We start from the raw sequence: 17,718 nt of genomic DNA on the forward strand, positions 1-17,718 counted from the left end.
CCGCGCTGGTGAAACTTCAACCGACTTCGCACAGCTAGGAGCCGGTCATCAAACCGATATTCTCCAAAGGGCCCTCGCTGGGCGCGCGCCTGCTGGTGCTCGCCGTCCTGTCGGTCGCCTTGATGGTGGTCGATGCCCGCTTCGATTATCTGAAACCGGTACGCAGCCAGATGGGCCTCGTGCTGAGTCCCTTCTATGGCATTGCCGACTTCCCTGTACGTGCCTGGGAAGGCGTGCGCGACCAGTTCACCAGCCGCAGCGAGCTGCTGGCCGAGAACGAGCGCCTGAAGGCCGAGCAGCTGCTGATGCAGCGCCGCCTGCAGAAGCTGGCCACCCTGACCGAACAGAACGTGCGCCTGCGCGAGCTGCTCAACTCCTCCGCCCTGGTCGATGACAAGGTGCTGGTGGGCGAGCTGATCGGTGTCGACCCGAACCCGTTCACTCAACGCATCCTGATCGACAAGGGCGAGAAGGACGGCGTGTTCCAGGGCCAGCCGGTGCTCGACGCCAGCGGCCTGATGGGCCAGGTGGTCGAGGTCATGCCCTACACCGCGCGCGTGCTGTTGTTGACCGATACCACCCACAGCATTCCGGTGCAGGTGAACCGCAATGGCCTGCGCGCCATCGCCGTGGGCACCGGCAATCCGGAACGCCTGGAGCTGCGCTACGTCGCCGATACCGCCGATATCAAGGAAGGCGACCTGCTGGTCAGCTCCGGCCTTGGCCAGCGTTTCCCGGCCGGCTATCCGGTGGCGGTGGTGAAGGAAGTGCTGCACGACACGGGGGGGCCTTTCGCCACCATCCGCGCCGTGCCGACCGCGAAGATGAACCGCAGCCGCTACGTGCTGCTGGTGTTCAGCGACAGCCGTACTCCCGAACAGCGCGCCACCGATGCTGCCGAGGCCCAGGCCGAGGCCGACCGCAAGGCTGCCGAGTCCGGCACGCCGGCACAGCCGGCACCGGGCGCTCCGGCGGCTCAGCCGCATGAGGGCGCGCAGCCGGCTGCTCCTGCTGCTCCCGCCGCACAGCCCGCCCATCCGGCCGCTACCAATGGCACGGCCCCTGCCGCGCCTACCGGTGCGCCGGCATCGCACCCGGATGCAAGGACCCGTCACTGATGGCGGCCCAGGGCTCGAACAACGGCTGGGCCATCTGGTTGACCCTGCTGGCGGCGCTGCTGCTGTCGGTGGCGCCGATGCCCAGCTTCATGGAGATCGGCCGTCCGCTGTGGCTGGCGATGTTCCTCACCTACTGGGTGCTCTACCTGCCACACAAGGTCGGCATGCTGACCGCCTGGGTGCTGGGCGTCGCCGAAGACGTGCTCTACGGCAGCCTGCTGGGGCAGAACGCCTTGATCCTCAGCCTGATCATCTGTCTGGTGCTGTCGCTGCACCAGCGCCTGCGCATGTTCCCCATCTGGCAGCAATGCCTGGTGTTGCTGGTGGTCTTCGGTCTCGCCCAGCTGGTCCAGTTGTGGATCAGTGCCCTGACCGGCAACCGCCCGCCGACCCTGGTTTTCCTCCTGCCGGCACTGGTCAGCGCCTTGCTCTGGCCTTGGGTCTACACACTGCTGCGGGCCCTGCGGCTGCGCCTGAACATCAACTGATCGCCCCCTTGTGGGGGAATCGCCGGGCCCGCGTTGCGTGGGCCCGCTTCGGAGTCCCTGATGGCCCAGCTGTACCTCGCCTCCAGTTCGCCGCGCCGCCGCGAGCTGCTTACCCAGATCGGCCTGCCGTTCCACATAGTGCCCGCGTCCATCGATGAAACGCCCGAGTCCGGCGAGTCGGCGCACGCCTATGTCGAGCGACTGGCGCGCGGCAAGGCCCAGGCTGGGCTCAACTTCCTCGCTCAGCGCGCCGACGTCTGCGTGCTCGGCGCCGATACTGCCGTGGTGCTGGACGGCCGTATTCTCGGCAAACCGGTGGATCGCGACGACGCCCTGGCGATGCTGCAGGCCCTGTCTGGTCGCGAGCACGAGGTGCTGACCGCCGTGGCGGTAGCCGACCGGGATCGCTGCGAGGCGCGCGTGGTCAGCAGCCGCGTGGTCTTCCGCGAAGTATCCGTCGAGGAAGCCGAGCGCTATTGGGAAACCGGCGAGCCCCAGGATAAGGCCGGTGGCTATGCTATCCAGGGGCTCGCGGCGGTCTTTGTCAGTCGCGTCGAGGGCAGCTACAGCGCCGTGGTCGGCCTGCCTCTTTGCGAAACCTCGGCATTGCTGGCTGACTTCTCCATCCCCAGCTGGCAGTCTTGATCGGAAAATAGCGCTGGCAAGACTCCGGGCGCGATAAGGAAGGGCGCATGAGCGAAGAGATCCTGATCAATATCACGCCGATGGAATCGCGCGTGGCGGTGGTGGAGAACGGCGTCCTGCAGGAGGTCCATGTCGAGCGCACGTTGCGCCGCGGGATCGTCGGCAACATCTACAAGGGCAAGGTCGTGCGCGTGCTGCCAGGTATGCAGGCGGCCTTCGTCGATGTCGGCCTTGAGCGTGCGGCCTTCATCCATGCCGCGGAGATTTCCACCCGCGAGGGTAGCGCCGTGGAAAGCATCGGAGCGCTGGTCCACGAAGGGCAGAGCCTGGTGGTGCAGGTCACCAAGGACCCCATCGGCACCAAGGGCGCGCGCCTGACCACGCACCTGTCGATCCCCTCGCGCTACCTGGTCTACATGCCGCGCACCAGCCATGTCGGCATTTCCCTGAAGATCGAAGACGAACATGAGCGCGAGCGCCTCAAGCAGGTGGTCGCCAAATGCGTGGAGGCGGAGGGCATCGTCGAGCGCGGCGGGTTTATCCTGCGCACGGCGGCCGAAGGCGCCGGCGAGGACGAGATCCTTGCCGATATCCGCTATCTGCGCCGCCTGTGGGACCAGATCGACGCTCAGATCCAGACCGTCGGCGCGCCAACGATGATCTACGAAGACCTTTCCCTGGCCTTGCGCACCTTGCGCGACCTGGTGAATCCGCGCATCGAGAAGATCCGCGTCGATTCCCGGGAGAACTTCCAGAAGATCACGCAGTTTGTCGAAGAACTGATGCCGGAAATCGCCGATCGCCTGGAACACTACCCGGGCGAGCGGCCGATCTTCGATCTCTACGGGGTCGAGGATGAGGTGCAGAAGGCACTGGAGCGCAAGGTGCTGCTCAAGTCCGGCGGCTACCTGATCATCGACCCGACCGAGGCGATGACCACCATCGACGTCAATACCGGCGCCTTTGTCGGCCACCGAAATCTCGAAGAAACCATCTTCAAGACCAATCTCGAGGCGGCCACCGCCATTGCCCGTCAGCTGCGCCTGCGCAACCTGGGCGGGATCATCATCATCGACTTCATCGACATGGAAGACGAAGAGCACCGCCGCCAGGTCCTGCGGACCCTGGAGAAGCAGCTCGAACGCGACCATGCCAAGACCAATATCATCGGCATCACCGAGCTTGGCCTGGTGCAGATGACCCGCAAGCGCACCCGCGAAAGCCTGGTGCAGGTGCTCTGCGAGCCCTGTCCGAGCTGCCAGGGGCGCGGCATGCTGAAGACCGCCGAAACCATCTGCTACGAGATTTTCCGCGAGATACTCCGCGAAGCACGGGCTTACCAGGCCAATTCCTATCTGGTGCTGGCCAACCAGAAGGTCGTGGATCGCCTGCTCGACGAGGAGTCGGGTAATGTTGCGGACCTGGAGCTGTTCATCGGTCGCCCCATCAAGTTCCAGGTCGAGGCCATGTATTCCCAGGAGCAGTACGACGTGGTCCTGCTTTGAGCGGCGGATCGCACAACCTGGGATTCCGGCGGGAGACCGCCGTGCAATGGGGTTTTTTGGAGCTTTGCCTGACGCACACTGTCAGACCTGGTTCGACATTGCCTGGCTGGGAGGCCGCTCGATGACCCTTCGCTTCGCTTCACAGGTAGCCGGCTGACATGGAGCGTGCCGGCCGCCTGTTTGCCACTTCCCTGCGCATCCTCCTGGGCCTCCTGGCGCTGGGGCTGGTGCTGCTCGCGCTGTATGTCAGCCTCGGCCGACAATTGGTGCCACTGGTGGCGGAGTACCGCGATGACCTGGCGCAGAAGGCCAGCGAACAGCTGGGCCTGCCGGTGGCCATCGGCGCGCTGGAGGGGCACTGGCATGCCTTCAGCCCGATAATCGTCGTGCGCGACATCCAGCTGGGTGAAGGCAATGACTCCCTGCGCCTGGAGAGGGTGCGCCTGACTCCGGATATTCTCGGCAGCGTGATGGCGCGCCAGCCGCGCATCGACAGCCTGGAGCTGGAGGGCCTGCACCTGACCCTGCGCGAGGACGAGGACGGCAAATGGCACGCCGACGGCCTGCCCAGCCGTGGCGGCGACACCGACCCGCGCAAGCTCATCGACCTGCTGCTGACCCCGCGTCGCCTGTCGCTGATGGACAGCCAGCTGACCGTGCTGCCGCAACAGGCCAACCCGCTGTCGCTCACCTATGTCGGCATGACTCTGCGCAGTGGCAGCCGACAGCGTCTGGAAGCACGCCTCAGCCTGCCCGGTGGCGAGCCGGTGGCGGCGCGGCTGGAAACCCGCCTGAACCGTGACGACTGGGCGAAGAGTTCGGCCCAGCTGTACCTCAGCCTGCCGCAGGCCGACTGGGCCAAGTGGCTGCCCGAGCGGCTCACCGGTGCCTGGAAGCTGGCCCAGGCCAAGGCCGGTGGCGAGTTCTGGGCGACCATCGACAAGGGGGTGCCGGTCTCTGCGGTGGCGCGCCTGAACGCGCCGAAGATCGATGCTGCGTTAGGCGACCGCAAGCCGGTCAGCCTGAGTGACCTGGGTGTCAGTCTCTACTTCCAGCGTAATGGGGACGATCTCGACGTGCGCGTCGCCGATCTGGCGGCGAACCTCGGTGAAATCCGCTGGGGGGAAGTGGAGCTGGAGCTGACGCGCCGTATGAAGGACGAGGAGCATTGGCAGCTTCGCGCCGACCGCCTCGACCTGACCCCGCTGGGGCCGACCATTACCGCCCTGGCACCGCTGCCGGACAAGGTCATCGAGTGGCTCGACGGCCTGAAGCCGCATGGCGTCCTGCACAATGTCAATTTCGACTACTGGCCGCAGCGCGAGGGCGCTGAGCGGGCCATGTACGCCACCAACCTGGAGAAGGTCGGCGTCAGTGCTTTCCATGACGTACCCGCGGTGGCCAATGTCGACGGCACCCTGCGCGGCAACCTTGGCGGCGGCACGCTGGACGCCAATGCCCAGGATTTCATGCTGCACCTGGCGACCCTGTTCCCCGAGCCCTGGCACTACCGAACTGCACATACGCGGATGTTCTTCCAGCTCAACGACGAAGCCTTCACCCTCGGCAGCCACCTGATGCAGGTGGAGGGCGAGGAGGGCACTCTCGCTGGCGACATGCTGATCCGCCTCATGCGAGACCCGGCGCAGGAGGATTACATGGACCTGCGTGTTGGCATGAGCAATGGCGACGCGCGCTATACCAGCAAGTACCTGCCCACCGTCATCCCGCAAATGAGCAAGGACCTCGCTGCCTGGCTCAAGGGCTCGATCAAGAGTGGCCGGATCGAGCAGGGCTACTTCCTCTGGCAGGGCTCTTTGCAGAAGGGCTCGGCGCCTGAAGCCCATGCCATGACCCTGTACTTCAAGGTCCATGACGGCGTTCTCGACTACCAGCCCGGCTGGCCCGGCCTGAGCAAGGCGGAGGGCGAAGTGCGGGTCGAGGACACCGGTGTCAGCATCAACGCCACCAGCGGGCAGATCCTCAATAGCCAGGTGCGCGATGTTTCGGTGGAGATTCCTCACTCTGACCCGGGCGAGGTCGCCCACCTGCACGTGAATGGCGACATCGACAGCAACCTCGTGGATGGCTTGAAGATCCTCCAGGACTCGCCGATCGGCGCGACTCATACCTTCGCCGGCTGGGAAGGCTCCGGAGACCTGAACGGCCATCTCAATCTCGACATTCCCCTGGCCAAGGGAGAGGCGAGCAAGGCGCGGGTGATAGTCGACTTTGACACCGACAAGGCGAAGTTGAAGATTGCCAAGCCCGAACTGAACCTCGAACAGGTCAAGGGCAAGTTCCGTTACGACACCGACAGCGGCCTGAGCGGGCAGAGCGTCGCTGCCCAGGTGCTGGGTAGCCGGATCACCGGCAGCATTCGTGCCGAAGGTCGCAACGGCGTACCGCGTACGCGAGTGCTGGTCGGTGGCCAGGTACCGATCAAGTCCCTGCTCGACTGGGGCAAGGTACAGCAGCAACTGCCGGTGGATGGCCGGGTGCCGTTCCAGCTCAACCTGCTGCTCGATGGCAAGGACAGCCAGTTGCAGGTCGCCTCGAACCTGCAGGGTGTCACCATCGACTTGCCGGCGCCGTTGGGCAAGGCCGCGCAGGAGACCCGAGAGAGCGAGTGGCGTATGACCCTGGACGGTGCCGAGCGGCGCTACTGGGCGACTTATGGCGACCGCGCCAGCCTGGCCTACGCCGCGCCGGCTGACCAACCGCTTGCCGGTCGTGGTGTGTTGCGCCTGGGCGGCGATCCGGCCGTGCTGCCCAACTGGAGCGGCGTGCAGGTGCGCGGCAAGATCGACGAAATCGACGCCGACGCCTGGATGGCGGTCGCGAAGAAGCACTCCAACGCCGGGGTTGAGGGCGCGGCTGGCCTGCTACGCGGGGCTGACCTGCAGATCGCTCGCTTCAAGGGCTTCGGCCAGACCCTGGAAAACCTCTCGCTGGACCTGGCGCGCGTCGACAGCACCTGGCAGGTCGGACTGGTCAGCTCGCTGGTCTCCGGCAAGGTCACCCTGCCCGACAGCAAGGTGAGGCCGATCCAGATCGCCCTGGACCGCATCGACTTGCCCAAGGGCGAGGCCATCGATTCCGAGAAAGCGGTGGAAGCGCCGGACCCGCTGGCGAAGATCGACCCGCGCACCCTGCCGCCGATGGATGTGAGCATTCGCCAGGTGCTCAAGGCCGGCAAGCCCGTTGGTGCCTGGAGCTTCAACCTGCGCCCGACGACGACCGGCGTCAGCTTCAACGATGTCAATCTCGACCTGCGCGGGCTGTCGGTGAAGGGCAACCTGCGCTGGGACGGTATGGATACCAGCGCGCGCAGCACCTTCCAGGGCAAGCTCGAGGGCAAGAACCTGGGGGATGTGCTCAAGGCCTGGGACTTTGCGCCCAGCGTGACCAGCGAGCGCTTCAGCGTGGACATCAACGGCAACTGGCCGGGCTCGCCGGCGGCGCTGAACCTGCGGCGCTTCGGCGGCACCCTCGATGCCAGCCTGCGCAAGGGCCAATTCGTCGAGGTGGAGGGGGGCGCCAATGCCCTGCGCGTGTTCGGCCTGCTGAATTTCAACGCTATCAACCGCCGCCTGCGCCTGGACTTCTCCGATCTGCTGGGCAAGGGCTTGAGCTACGACCGGGTGAAGGGTGTGCTCACCGCCACAGACGGGGTGTTCTTCACCCGCGAGCCGCTGCGCCTGGATGGTCCGTCGAGCAACCTCGAGCTCAACGGCACGCTGGACCTTGCCCACGATCAGATCGACGCCAAGCTGCTGGTGACCCTGCCGGTGACCAACAACCTGCCACTGGCAGCGCTGATCGTCGGTGCGCCTGCCATTGGCGGTGCCCTGTTCGTCGTGGACAAGCTGCTGGGTGACAAGGTCGCGCGTTTTGCCAGTGTGCAGTACAGCGTGAAGGGTCCGTGGCAGAGTCCGGCCATCACCTTCGAGAAACCTTTCGAAAAGCCTCATTGAGCCCCTCAATCGAGCATAAAGTCCGGGCTTCAGTTAGCATGAAATCCAGACACCGACGGAGCTCAGCATGTCCATTGCCGTCATCCAGATGGTCAGCCAGGACGATGTCCTGGCCAATCTCGCCGCCGCCCGTCGCCTGCTCGAGCAGGCTGCCGAGGGCGGTGCGCGCCTCGTCGTGCTACCGGAAAACTTTGCCGCCATGGGCCGCCGCGATCTCGCACAGATCGGTCGTGCCGAAGCGCTCGGCGAAGGCCCTGTCCTGCCCTGGTTGAAAAGCACCGCCCGCGACCTCAGGTTGTGGATAGTCGCCGGTACCCTGCCGCTGCCGCCTGAAGGCCAGCCCGACGCGAAGGCCAATGCCTGTTCGCTGCTGGTAGACGAGCGCGGCGAAGTGGCGGCGCGCTACGACAAGCTGCACCTGTTCGACGTGGACGTCGCCGACGCCCGTGGCCGCTATCGCGAGTCGGATGACTACGCCTTCGGCCAGCGCGTGGTGGTGGCGGACACGCCGGTGGGGCGACTGGGGATGACGGTCTGCTACGACCTGCGCTTCCCTGAGCTTTACACCGCACTGCGCGAAGCCGGTGCGGAGCTGATCAGCGCCCCTTCGGCCTTCACCGCGGTGACCGGCGCGGCGCATTGGGAAATCCTCATCCGAGCCCGTGCCATCGAGACCCAGTGCTACCTGCTGGCGGCCGGGCAGGGCGGTACCCACCCCAAAGGACGGGAAACCTGGGGCCAGTCGGCCATTGTCGATCCCTGGGGGCGTATCCTCGCCGAACAGGCCAAGGGCGAAGCCGTGCTGCTGGCCGAGCGCGACAGCGAGGAACAGGCGGCGGTCCGGCAGCGCATGCCGATTGCCCGGCACAGAAGATTTTTCCCGCCGGTCGAACCACGACCGGCGCGTACGGAGTGAATATGAGCGAACTGTTGTCATCCGTCAGTCAGCACCTGCTGGCCCCCGGTGGTCTGGATATCGACCAGCTGTCGCCGATCCTGCACGAGCTGAGCGGCCCCGGCATCGATGCCGCCGACCTGTACTTCCAGAGCCAGGTCTCCGAGTCCTGGATGCTGGAGGACGGCATCGTCAAGGAAGGCAGCTTCCACATGGACCAGGGCGTCGGCGTGCGCGCGCAGTCCGGCGAGAAGACTGGCTTCGCCTACAGCAACGCGATTAACCATGAAGCGCTGATCCAGGCTGCTCGCGCTGCCCGTTCCATTTCCCGTGCTGGGCAGAACGGCAAGGTGCAAGCCTTCCAGGCCGTGGTGCCGACCCGCCTGTATGCCGGCGAGAATCCGCTGGACGTGATGAGCCGCGCCGAGAAAGTGGAGCTGCTGCAGAAGATCGATGCTGCCACTCGCGCCCTCGATCCGCGCATCCAGCAGGTCACCGTCAGCCTCGCCGGCGTCTGGGACCAGGTGCTGATCGCAGCGGCGGATGGTTCGCTGGCGGCGGACATCCGTCCGCTGGTGCGCTTCAACGTCAGTGTCATCGTCGAACAGAATGGCCGCCGCGAGCGTGGCGGTCACGGCGGCGGCGGGCGCACCGACTACAAGTACTTCCTCCAGGAAGACCGTGCCATGAGCTATGCCCGCGAGGCGCTGCGCCAGGCCCTGGTCAACCTCGAAGCCGTTCCCGCGCCGGCCGGCAGCCTGCCGGTGGTGATGGGCGCCGGCTGGTCCGGCGTGCTGCTGCATGAGGCCGTGGGCCACGGTCTGGAAGGCGACTTCAACCGCAAGGGCAGCTCGAACTACAGCGGTCGTATCGGCGAGAAGGTCGCTTCCAGCCTGTGCACCATCGTCGATGACGGCACTATCGCCGGTCGTCGCGGTTCGCTGTCGGTGGACGACGAAGGCACGCCAACCCACTGCAATGTGCTGATCGAGAACGGCATCCTCAAGGGTTACATGCAGGACAAGCTCAACGCCCGCCTGATGGGCGTGGCGCGCACCGGTAACGGTCGCCGCGAGTCCTACGCGCACCTGCCGATGCCGCGCATGACCAACACCTACATGCTGGCCGGGCAGAGCGATCCGCAGGAAATCATTGCCAGCGTCGAGCGCGGCATCTACTGCGCCAACCTTGGCGGCGGCCAGGTGGACATCACCAGCGGCAAGTTCGTCTTCGCCACCAGCGAGGCCTACCTGATCGAGAACGGCAAGATTACTCGCCCGGTGAAGGGCGCGACTTTGATCGGCAACGGTCCGGAAGTGATGAGCCGGGTGTCCATGGTCGGCAACGACCTCGCACTGGACAGCGGCGTGGGCACCTGCGGCAAGGACGGCCAGTCCGTGCCGGTCGGTGTCGGCCAGCCGACCCTGAAGATCGACGCGATCACTGTCGGCGGCACGGGCGCCTGAGGCTGTTGCCGGTGGGGCTGGATGGAAAGGGCGCGGCCGCTCAGCGCAGGCCGCGTTTCATCTCGTCCAGCTCGCGGATGTACTTGAAGATCTTCCGCGCTGCGGCCGGAGGCTTGTTGTGAGCGGCCTCGTGCTGGGCGTGACGGATCAGTTGGAGCAGATGCTGGCGGTCGCTTTCCGGGTATTCGCCGAAGAAGGCCGACAGCGCCGCATCACCGCCGGTGATCAGGTGGTCGCGCCAGCGTTCGAGGGCGTGGAAGCGTTCGTTGTATTGGCGCGTGGAGGTGTCTACCTGCTCCAGCAGGGCGAGGATGGCCTCGACGTCCTGGTCGCGCATCAGCTTGCCGATGAACTGCCGGTGGCGTTTCTTGGCGGCGTTGGCCTTGTGCTTGGGTGCTTCTTCCAGTGCGCGGCGCAGCGGATCGGTGAGCGGCATGCGGTCGAGCATGTCGGCCTTGAGCGTGGTCAGGCGCTCGCCGAGCTCCTGCAGCGCGTGCATTTCGCGTTTTACTTGCGACTTGCTCTTCTCATCGAAGGACGAGTCGTCATCGTGAATTTCAGCCATGGCGGGGGTCTCGTTGAAAACGCCGCCATGATAACGAGTCAGGGGCCGCTTGTCCGGCCCGCGCCGGTTGCCGCCGCCTGATGGCGCGACCGGACCATGAACAGGAGAGGCATGCAATGAGCGAACACAACCCGGCAGTGAGCCCGGAGGTCCTTCCCGAACTGCGCGAGCAGGTCGAGCGGATCATCGCCGAGGCCACCCGGCAGGGTGCCAGCGCCTGCGAGGTGGCGGTGTCGGTGGAGCAGGGGCTGTCGACCTCGGTGCGCCAGGGTGAAGTCGAGACCGTCGAGTTCAACCGCGACCAGGGCTTCGGCATCACCCTCTACGTCGGCCAGCGCAAGGGCTCGGCGAGCACCTCGGCGACTGGGGCGGATGCCATCCGCGAAACCGTGGCGGCGGCGCTGGCGATTGCCAAGCACGCTTCCGAGGACGATTGCGCCGGCCTGGCGGACCCGGCGCTGATGGCCCGCGACCTGCCGGACCTGGACCTTTATCACGGTTGGTCGATCACCCCTGACCAGGCCATCGAACGCGCGCTGGCCTGCGAGGCGGCAGCGTTCGCCACTGACAAACGCGTCACCAAGGCCGACGGCACCACGCTGAACACCCACCAGGGCTGTCGTGTCTACGGCAACAGCCACGGCTTCGTCGGTGGCTACGCCAGCACTCGCCACAGCCTGAGCTGCGTGATGATCGCCGAAGGCGAAGGGCAGATGCAGCGCGACTACTGGTACGACGTGAACCGTCGCGGCGAGTTGCTGGCCACCCCGGAATCCATCGGCCGTCGCGCCGCTGAGCGCGCCGCCAGCCGCCTGGGCGCCCGCCCGGTGCCGACCGCCGAAGTACCGGTACTGTTCGCTCCGGAAGTCGCGGTGGGTCTGTTCGGTCACTTCCTCGGCGCTATTTCCGGCGGCAGCCTGTACCGCAAGTCGTCCTTCCTCGAAGGTGCGTTGGGCCAGCGACTGTTCCCGGAGTGGCTGACTCTGGATGAGCGTCCGCTGCTGCGCGGCGCGCTGGGCAGTGCCTCGTTCGACAACGATGGCCTGGCGACTTACGCCAAGCCCTTCGTCGAAGGCGGCGAGCTGGTCTCCTATGTGCTGGGGACCTACTCCGGGCGCAAGCTGGGCATGCCCAGCACGGCCAACTCCGGTGGCGTGCACAACCTGTTCGTCAGCCATGGCGACGAGGACCAGGCCGCCCTGATCCGCCGCATGGGCCGGGGCCTGCTGGTCACCGAACTGATGGGGCAGGGCGTCAACCTGGTGACCGGCGACTACTCGCGGGGCGCTGGCGGCTACTGGGTGGAGAACGGCGAAATCCAGTTCCCGGTGCAGGAAGTCACCATCGCCGCCAACCTGCGCGACCTGTTCCGCAACATCGTCGCCATCGGTAACGATGTGGAGTATCGCGGCAACCTGCACACCGGTTCCGTGCTTATCGAAAAGATGATGGTCGCCGGCAACTGATTCACCCGCCGCGGCCTTGCCGGCCGCGGCTTCCCCGCCTTTCTCACGAGCAGCCGCCCAGCGCATTGCGTTCGGGCGGCTTGTTTTTTTGTTTTTCGGAAACAATAATCAATCTCATTATCGATTGAGAGATTGCCATGTTCGCCGAAATCGACAGCTCGATCACCGACCGCTGGTATCGCCTGGGCACGCGCATCCGCTGTGCTCTGGAGCCGAATGAACCGCGCCTGGTCGAGCAGTACCTCGGCGAGGCGCGCTACCTGGCGGCCTGGGAGCCGGTGCCGGCTTGGCGCCTGTTCGAGAAGTGCTTCCAGCTGCTGCTCGACAGCAGCCGTGACATCGCGCTGCCCTGGCACTGGCGTGTGCTTTGCCTGGACCACGCCTATCTCCCCCTGCGCGAACTGCAACGCCTGGCGATTTCGACCGCCCAGCGCCAACGCCTGTGCCTGCTGGCCCGGCGCATGGCGCAGCAGGAGATGGCGCCTTCCCTGAGACTGCAAGAAGGAATCGAGAATGACTGACAGCCGTATCGAACGCGACAGCATGGGCGAACTGGAGGTGCCGGCTTCGGCGCTGTACGGCGCCCAGACGCAGCGGGCGGTGAACAACTTCCCCGTCAGCGGTCAGCGTATGCCGCGTCCGTTCATTCGCGCACTGCTGCTGGCCAAGGCCGCCGCGGCGCGTGCCAATGTCAGCCTGGAACAGCTGGACGCGGAGACCGGCGCCGCCATCGTCGCTGCCTGTGAAGAACTGCTGGCGGGCGACCTGCAGCAGCACTTCCCGGTTGACGTGTTCCAGACCGGTTCGGGCACCAGCTCCAACATGAACGCCAACGAGGTGGTCGCCACCCTCGCTACCCGCCGCCTGGGCAAGCCGGTGAATGCCAACGACCAGGTCAACTGTGGGCAGAGCAGCAACGACATCATTCCCTCGACCATTCACATCAGTGCGGCGCTGGAAATCCATCAGCACCTGCTGCCGGCCCTGGACCACCTGCACGCGACCTTGGAGAAGAAAGCCAAGTCCGTGCACCAGCACGTGAAGACGGGCCGCACCCACCTGATGGACGCCATGCCGGTGCGCCTGAGCCAGGTGCTCGGTGGCTGGGCCCAGCAGGTGCGCCAGGCATCGCAAGGTATCGAGGGGCAACTGCCGGCATTGCAGCAGCTCGCCCAGGGCGGCACTGCCGTCGGCACTGGGGTGAACGCCCATCCGCAGTTCTCCGCGCGCTTCTGCGAGGAGCTCAATGGCCTGACTGGCCTGGTGTTCCGCCCCGGTGATGATTTCTTCGCGCTGATCGGCGCCCAGGACATCGCCGTGTCCACTTCCGGTCAGCTCAAGGCCCTGGCCGTGGCACTGATGAAGATCGCCAACGACCTGCGCTGGATGAACTCCGGTCCGCTGGCCGGCCTTGCCGAGATCGAGCTGGAAGCGCTGCAGCCGGGCTCCTCGATCATGCCGGGCAAGGTCAACCCGGTGATCCCGGAAGCCACCGCCATGGTCGCCGCCCAGGTGATGGGCAACGACACCACCATTGCCGTCGCCGGGCAGTCCGGCAACTTCGAGCTGAACGTGATGCTGCCGGTGATCGCCGACAACCTGCTGCACAGCATCCACCTGCTGGCCAATGTCAGTCGCCTGCTGGCGGACAAGGCCATCGCCAGCTTCAAGGTCAACGAGGCGAGCCTGCGCGAGGCGCTGTCGCGCAATCCGATCCTGGTCACGGCGCTGAATCCGATTATCGGCTACCAGAAGGCTGCCGAGATTGCCAAGCAGGCCTACCGTGACGGCCGGCCGATCATCGATGTCGCGCTAGAAAACACGGACCTGGACCGCGCCCGCCTCGAGCAACTGCTCGATCCCGAGAAGCTCACCGCCGGCGGACTCTGAGTCCGCCCCACCTGCTGGAGGAACCTGCCATGCGTCATTGGCAACGCACCATCGAACTGGGCAATCGCTGCTTCATTCGTCAAGAGTTGATCGATGCCCGTGAGCACTACCTCCACGCTCTGGCGCTGGCCCAGGTGCTGCTGGATCGCTGGCATGACGCCGAGGAAGCGGTGATGGCCTTTGTCATCTCGCACCACAACCTCGGTGATCTGCATCTGCAGCTGGGCCAGCCGGAGGAGACCGCCGAGTACCTCTGTGCTTGCCACGAACGCCTGCTGCATCTGGGCGAGGACCTGCGCAAGCGCTCCGAGTTGCGCGCCGCGGCGGTGCAGCACAGCCGCCGCACCTACGTTGAATTGCTCAACTTCATCGGCGAGCACGGCACCTACCCGCGCACCCAGCGCCTGCTGCGCCGCCAGGGCGCGGTAGAGCTGCGTCCGGGGCTGTTCACCGCCGTGCACTCGATGCGTTACCACTAGTCGATGCGCTACCACTGAAAGAAGGTTTGAAGATGCCTCACGTCCTGCCTGCCTTGCCCTATGCCTACGACGCTCTAGAGCCGCACATCGATGCGCAGACCATGGAGATCCACCACAGCAAGCACCACCAGACCTACATCAACAACCTCAACGCGGCGCTGCAAGGCACCGAGTTCGCCGAGGTTCCGGTGGAGGAGTTGCTGCAGAAACTCGACCGCCTGCCCGATGCCCTGCGCGGCCCAGTGATCAATAACGGCGGTGGTCATGCCAACCATTCGTTGTTCTGGACCATCATGGCGCCGGACGGTGGCGGTCAGCCCCAGGAAGAGCTGTGCCAGGCCATCGATGCCGAACTGGGTGGTTACGACGCCTTCTGCCAGGCCTTCACCAAGGCAGCGCTGACCCGCTTCGGTAGCGGATGGGCGTGGCTGAGTGTAGATCTGCAGGGCAAGTTGGTGGTCGAGAGTAGCGGTAACCAGGACAGCCCGCTGATGCAGGGCAATCTGCCGATCCTCGGCCTGGATGTCTGGGAGCACGCCTACTACCTGCGCTACCAGAACCGTCGGCCGGAATACATCGCAGCCTTCTACAACGTGGTCGCCTGGCCCGAGGTGCTGCGCCGTTACCGCCAGGCGTTGCGGGCACGAGGTCAGGGATGAGACCGGTGGACCTGCCATGCGTCTGATTGTGCAGAGTCTGCGGGAAAGCGGAGGGCGCAATCTGCGTTGGTTGCTGGGGCTGACCATTTCCCTTGGCGGTGCCGTGCTGGTGGTTCAGCACCTGATGCTGCTGGCGAGACTGTCTTTGTCTGCGCCGATGTACCTGGCCCTGCACGGCGGCATGCTCTGCGCGCTCGGCACGGCCTTGGGGGCGGTGCCGGTGCTGCTGGTGCGGAGCATGCCGGCGCGCATCGCCGATGCCATGCTGGGCTTCGGTGCCGGGGTGATGCTGGCTGCCACGGCGTTCTCCCTGCTGCTGCCGGCGCTGGAGGCGGCGGAAGCTTCCGGGCGCCCGACCTGGCTGGCCTCGCTGCTGGTCAGTCTCGGCCTTGCGTTGGGCGCCTTTGGCCTCGCCGTGTTCGGGCGGGTGCTGGAGGATGCCCAGGCGAATATCCAGGGTGTTGCTGACGGCAAGGTGCCTGCGCGCATCCTGCTGTTCGTCGCCGCCATTGTTCTGCACAACATTCCCGAAGGCATGGCCGTGGGCGTTGCCGCCGGGGGAGAGGTGCAGGGGGCGAGTGGCCTGGCGCTGGGGATCGCGCTGCAGGATGTGCCCGAAGGGCTGGCGATTGCGCTGGTGCTGGCTGGGGCGGGTGTTTCGCGCGGCAAGGCGGCACTGGCGGGGGCGGCTTCCGGGCTGGTGGAGCCGCTTTTCGCGGTACTCTGCGCCTGGCTGATCGGGATCTCGCGGATGTTCCTGCCCTGGGGGCTGGCCGCGGCGGCGGGCGCGATGCTCTATGTGGTGGTGCGCGAGATCATTCCCGAATCGCAGCGGCGCGGCCACGCGGCGCAGGCCACCCAGGGGCTGATCATCGGTTTCTGCCTGATGATGGTGCTGGATACGTCGCTGGGCTGATGGCCCGGCGCGTCACTCGCCTTCGTCGAAGTAGTTGTTGATCAGGTCGACCAGCGCCTTGAGCGCTTCGTCTTCCTGTTCGCCCTCGGCAGCGAGGTGCAGGTTGGTGCCCTTGCCGGCGGCCAGCATCATCACGGCCATGATGCTCTTGCCGTCCACTGTACTTTCCGGATTTCGGCCCACGCGAACCTGGCAGGGGAATCGACCCGCGACGCCGACGAATTTGGCCGCCGCACGTGCATGCAGGCCAAGCTTGTTGATGATGGTGATTTCGAGGGCGGGCATCGCGAGGGGCTGTCCTTTTGTTGTCTGTCGCTGCTTAGCTCAGGTCGCGGTGGCGAATCTGTACGTTGGTGAGGGTTTCCTTGAGGGCCTGACCAATACGCTCGGCAATGTAGGTCGAGCGGTGCTGGCCACCGGTGCAGCCGATGGCGATGGTTACATAGGCCCGGTTGCTCGCGGCGAAGCGCGGCAGCCATTTGTTCAGGTAGGCGAGGATATCCTGGTACATCTCCTCGACGTCCGGTTGCGCCGCCAGGTACTCCTGGACTTCCGTTTCCAGTCCGGTGTGCTCGCGCAGTTCGGGTTTCCAGTACGGATTGGGCAGGCAGCGCACGTCGAACACCAGGTCCGCGTCCACCGGCATGCCGCGCTTGAAGCCGAAGGATTCGACCAGGAAGGCGGTGCCCAGTTCGGGCTTGTTCAGCAGGCGCAACTTGAGCACGTCGCGCAACTGGTAGAGGTTCAGGTTGGTGGTGTTGAGCTTGAGATCGGCCAGGTCGGCGATCGGCGCCAGCAGGTTCGACTCGTCGCTGATGGCCTCCGCCAGGGAGCGGGTGTCGGTGGTCAGCGGATGCCGCCGGCGGGTCTCGGAGAAGCGTTTGAGTAGCGTCTCATCATCGGCATCGAGGTACAGCACGTCGCACTGGATGTGCTTGTCGCGGGCTTCCTGCAGCAGCTCGGGGAAGCGCTGCAGCTGGCTGGGCAGGTTGCGCGCGTCGATGGAGACGGCAACCTGGGGGTGCAGCAGCTCGGTGTGCAGCAGGGCGCGCTGGGCCAGATCCGGAAGGAGGCTGGCCGGCAGGTTGTCGATGCAGTAGAAGCCGTTGTCCTCGAGCACGTTGAGCGCGGTGCTCTTGCCCGAGCCGGATCTCCCACTGATGATGATCAGGCGCATGATCAGTGCCCGTTGTTCTGGAAGTCCACGACGATCCGGTACAGGTCCTCGCCGTTGGCGGCGTGACGCAGGCGGTCGCGGACGTCGGAGCGGTCGAGCATGGAGGCGATCTGCCGCAGCAGTTCCAGGTGTTCCTCGGTCGCCGCTTCCGGCACCAGCAGCACGAACACCAGGTCGACCGGCGCGCCGTCGAGAGCGTCGAAGTCTACCGGGTGATCAAGGTGCAGGATGGCGCTGATGGGCGACTGGCAGCCGGGGAGGCGGCAGTGCGGAATGGCGATGCCATTGCCGAAGCCGGTGGAGCCCAGGCGTTCCCGGGCCACCAGGCTGTCGAAGATGTCTTGGGAATCGAAACCCGGCAGCTCGCGAGCCACCAGGTTGGCGATTTGTTCGAGGACACGTTTTTTGCTGCCGCCCGGCACGTTCACGAGGGAACGGCCGGGGGTCAGGATTTGCTCAAGTCGGATCATAG

At 65.6% G+C, this 17,718-nt stretch carries 17 protein-coding genes; 13 read left to right on the forward strand and 4 right to left on the reverse strand.

The window, feature by feature from the left end; genetic code table 11:
- Positions 1-56: 56 nt before the first annotated feature.
- From mreC to tldD, 7 genes are all read left to right on the forward strand, one after another.
- On the forward strand, positions 57-1,118 hold the full coding sequence (mreC, locus tag FAS41_RS08525; protein WP_138521222.1) for a rod shape-determining protein MreC: 1,062 nt from the start codon (positions 57-59) through the stop codon (positions 1,116-1,118).
- A complete protein-coding gene (mreD, locus tag FAS41_RS08530; RefSeq protein ID WP_138521224.1) occupies positions 1,118-1,606 on the forward strand; it encodes a rod shape-determining protein MreD in 489 nt (162 codons plus the stop codon). The genes mreC and mreD overlap by 1 nt, the downstream gene beginning before the upstream one ends.
- Positions 1,607-1,666: 60 nt before the next feature.
- Complete coding sequence (locus tag FAS41_RS08535; RefSeq protein ID WP_138521226.1) at positions 1,667-2,251, forward strand: Maf family protein; 585 nt, start codon at positions 1,667-1,669, stop codon at positions 2,249-2,251.
- Between the two features lie 47 nt (positions 2,252-2,298).
- Positions 2,299-3,756 (forward strand): ribonuclease G, encoded by a 1,458-nt coding sequence (gene rng / locus FAS41_RS08540; RefSeq protein WP_045209573.1) that lies wholly within the window; start codon positions 2,299-2,301, stop codon positions 3,754-3,756.
- 158 nt (positions 3,757-3,914) lie between these two features.
- Positions 3,915-7,733: a YhdP family protein gene (locus FAS41_RS08545; protein ID WP_138521228.1), complete on the forward strand. Its 3,819-nt coding sequence runs from the start codon at positions 3,915-3,917 to the stop codon at positions 7,731-7,733.
- Between the two features lie 67 nt (positions 7,734-7,800).
- Positions 7,801-8,649, forward strand: coding sequence for a carbon-nitrogen hydrolase family protein (locus tag FAS41_RS08550; protein ID WP_138521230.1), 849 nt, complete (start codon positions 7,801-7,803; stop codon positions 8,647-8,649).
- Between the two features lie 2 nt (positions 8,650-8,651).
- Positions 8,652-10,094 (forward strand): metalloprotease TldD, encoded by a 1,443-nt coding sequence (gene tldD, locus FAS41_RS08555; RefSeq protein ID WP_138521232.1) that lies wholly within the window; start codon positions 8,652-8,654, stop codon positions 10,092-10,094.
- Between the two features lie 40 nt (positions 10,095-10,134).
- Here tldD and yjgA read toward each other — a convergent pair whose 3' ends face one another.
- Positions 10,135-10,659 (reverse strand): ribosome biogenesis factor YjgA, encoded by a 525-nt coding sequence (yjgA, locus tag FAS41_RS08560; RefSeq protein ID WP_239746551.1) that lies wholly within the window; start codon positions 10,657-10,659, stop codon positions 10,135-10,137.
- A gap of 116 nt (positions 10,660-10,775) precedes the next feature.
- On the opposite strand from yjgA, the gene pmbA reads away from it, so the two are divergent.
- From pmbA to FAS41_RS08590, 6 genes are all read left to right on the forward strand, one after another.
- On the forward strand, positions 10,776-12,125 hold the full coding sequence (gene pmbA / locus FAS41_RS08565) for a metalloprotease PmbA (protein ID WP_088421215.1): 1,350 nt from the start codon (positions 10,776-10,778) through the stop codon (positions 12,123-12,125).
- Between the two features lie 137 nt (positions 12,126-12,262).
- Positions 12,263-12,646, forward strand: a complete 384-nt coding sequence (locus FAS41_RS08570) for a FagA protein (RefSeq protein WP_138521236.1) — start codon at positions 12,263-12,265, stop codon at positions 12,644-12,646.
- Positions 12,639-14,015 (forward strand): class II fumarate hydratase FumC, encoded by a 1,377-nt coding sequence (gene fumC / locus FAS41_RS08575; protein WP_138521238.1) that lies wholly within the window; start codon positions 12,639-12,641, stop codon positions 14,013-14,015. Before FAS41_RS08570 ends, fumC begins: the two co-directional genes overlap by 8 nt.
- Positions 14,016-14,044: 29 nt before the next feature.
- Positions 14,045-14,494, forward strand: a complete 450-nt coding sequence (locus FAS41_RS08580) for a hypothetical protein (RefSeq protein ID WP_138521240.1) — start codon at positions 14,045-14,047, stop codon at positions 14,492-14,494.
- A gap of 32 nt (positions 14,495-14,526) precedes the next feature.
- Positions 14,527-15,153: a superoxide dismutase gene (locus FAS41_RS08585; RefSeq protein WP_138521242.1), complete on the forward strand. Its 627-nt coding sequence runs from the start codon at positions 14,527-14,529 to the stop codon at positions 15,151-15,153.
- Between the two features lie 22 nt (positions 15,154-15,175).
- Positions 15,176-16,069: a ZIP family metal transporter gene (locus tag FAS41_RS08590; RefSeq protein ID WP_425048989.1), complete on the forward strand. Its 894-nt coding sequence runs from the start codon at positions 15,176-15,178 to the stop codon at positions 16,067-16,069.
- 12 nt (positions 16,070-16,081) lie between these two features.
- Here the strand turns inward: FAS41_RS08590 and FAS41_RS08595 are convergent, their stop codons facing one another.
- From FAS41_RS08595 to ptsN, 3 genes are read right to left on the reverse strand one after another with little or no spacing between them, the layout of a single operon-like run.
- The gene (locus FAS41_RS08595; RefSeq protein ID WP_138521246.1) at positions 16,082-16,354 is read right to left on the reverse strand and encodes an HPr family phosphocarrier protein; all 273 of its coding nucleotides are present in this window, start codon (positions 16,352-16,354) and stop codon (positions 16,082-16,084) included.
- A gap of 34 nt (positions 16,355-16,388) precedes the next feature.
- A complete protein-coding gene (rapZ, locus tag FAS41_RS08600) occupies positions 16,389-17,246 on the reverse strand; it encodes an RNase adapter RapZ (protein WP_045209584.1) in 858 nt (285 codons plus the stop codon).
- Positions 17,247-17,248: 2 nt separating this feature from the next.
- Positions 17,249-17,716: a PTS IIA-like nitrogen regulatory protein PtsN gene (gene ptsN / locus FAS41_RS08605; protein ID WP_037009823.1), complete on the reverse strand. Its 468-nt coding sequence runs from the start codon at positions 17,714-17,716 to the stop codon at positions 17,249-17,251.
- Positions 17,717-17,718 lie beyond the last annotated feature (2 nt).

Origin of the sequence: Pseudomonas nicosulfuronedens (genome assembly GCF_005877905.1) — a bacterium.
GTDB classification, from domain to species: domain Bacteria; phylum Pseudomonadota; class Gammaproteobacteria; order Pseudomonadales; family Pseudomonadaceae; genus Pseudomonas; species Pseudomonas nicosulfuronedens.